This is a genomic window from Microbacterium sp. Bi128 (genome assembly GCF_918698205.1).
On record NZ_CAKKMM010001111.1, the window covers coordinates 1 to 1704 of the forward strand.

At 71.8% G+C, this 1704-nt stretch carries 2 protein-coding genes; one reads left to right on the forward strand and one right to left on the reverse strand.

Going from position 1 to position 1704, the window contains the following annotated elements; translation table 11 throughout:
* Nucleotides 1-68: 68 nt before the first annotated feature.
* On the reverse strand, nucleotides 69-1043 hold the full coding sequence (locus LQV45_RS30275) for a zinc-binding dehydrogenase (protein ID WP_230010911.1): 975 nt from the start codon (nucleotides 1041-1043) through the stop codon (nucleotides 69-71).
* Nucleotides 1044-1112: 69 nt separating this feature from the next.
* Here LQV45_RS30275 and LQV45_RS30280 point away from each other — a divergent pair, with 69 nt between their 5' ends.
* Nucleotides 1113-1691: a TetR/AcrR family transcriptional regulator gene (locus LQV45_RS30280; protein ID WP_230010913.1), complete on the forward strand. Its 579-nt coding sequence runs from the start codon at nucleotides 1113-1115 to the stop codon at nucleotides 1689-1691.
* Nucleotides 1692-1704 lie beyond the last annotated feature (13 nt).

The window sequence follows — 1704 nt, forward strand, 5'->3', positions numbered from 1 at the left end:
GGGCGGAGTGCCCTGGTCCGCGCAGCGGCGGGGGCGGGGCGACAGCCGCCCCACCGGTGAGGGGCGGCTCAGGGGCGCAGGAGCACCTTGCCGACGCGCGGCGAGAGGCTCGCGGCCATGGCCTCACGAGCGTCCTCGAGGCCGAACGTCGCGGCGACGGGGAGGGTGAGGGTGCCGTCGGCGAGGTAGCGCGACAGTTCGCCGAAGAGGGCGCCGCGGGTCTCGGCATCCATCGTCTTGATGACGACGTTGCCCCAGAAGCCCTTCACGGTGGCCTGGCGGAAGATGATGTCGCCGGCCGAGAGCTCGAGCTTTCCGGCTCCCATCGAGCCGAAGATCACCAGCGTGCCGTTGTCGGAGAGCAGCGACAGCACATCGTTGCTCGCCGTGCCGCCGACGGAGTCGACGCCGGCGACGATACGTGCGCCGTCGGCGATCGCGAGGGCCTTCTCGCGCCAGTCGTCGGCGTCGGTCGACACGATGTTGTGGATGCCCTGCTGGGCGAGTTCGTCGACGGCGCTCTGTCGGCGGACCAGGCCGATGACGTGGATGCCACGGGCCTGGGCGATCTGCGCGACCATGCGGCCGACCGCACCGTTGGCGGTGTTCTGCACGATCCAGTCGCCCGGCTGCAGGTCGAGCGAGTGCAGCAGGCTGATCGCGCTGAACGGCATGGACACGAGCTGCGCGGCCATCTCGTCGGGGAGGCCGTCGGCGACGGGGACGAGGCCCGCGGCGGGGGTGACGACGTACTCGGCCCACACGCCGAAGGTGCCGCCGGTGGCGACGCGCTGACCGACCTGCAGTCCGTCGACGCCCTCGCCGAGCGCGTCGACGATGCCGACGGCCTCGGTGCCGGCGCGGGCGGGGAGTTCGGGCTTGTAGCCGTACGTGCCGCGGATCGTCCACAGGTCGTGGTTGTGGATCGTCGACAGGACGATGCGCAGCCGCACCTGGCCGGGGCCGGGCTGCGGGGTCTCGACCTCTTCGACGTCGAGGACGTCGGTCGGTTCGCCGAACTGGTGGTGCACGATCGCGCGCATTTCTCTCCTTGCGTGGTTATTTTGTAACGACCGGTCTAATATAGACCCGGACCGGAGAGAAGGAAACCCATGGGCAGGATGCCGGCGTTCGACCGCCGCTCCGTCGTCGACGCGGCGCGCGATGTCTTCTGGCAGCGCGGGTACGCGGAGGCCGGGATCACGGAGCTCGAGGAGGCGACCGGTCTCACCCGCTCCAGCCTCTACAACGCCTTCGGCAGCAAGCGCGGTCTCTTCGATGCGGTGCTCGGGGCGTATCTCGACGACATCGTCCGCACCCGGTTGCGGCCCCTCGGCAGCGGCGACCCCGGCGCACTCGAGGCCTACGTCGACGAGATGCGCGCGGCCATCGCCGCGGACAGCCCCAGGGCGCGCCTCGGTTGCCTGCTGTTGAACGCCGGTTCGTCGCCCCTCGCGTCCGACGACGCCGAGGTGCGCGGGCTCGTGTCGGGCTACGCCGCCGAGATGCGCGGCGCGATCCGCGCCGCCGTCGCCGACCGCCGCCCCGATCTGACCCCGGATGCCGTGGACGCGCTGTCCGCGGTCTGCGCGTCGCTCGTCGTGGCGGCGCTGACCCTCGCCCGCGTCGACCGCGACGCGGCGCTGGCGACCCTGGCATCCGTCCCCACGACGCTGGAGTCCTGGCGCTGAGCCGCGCCCAGCC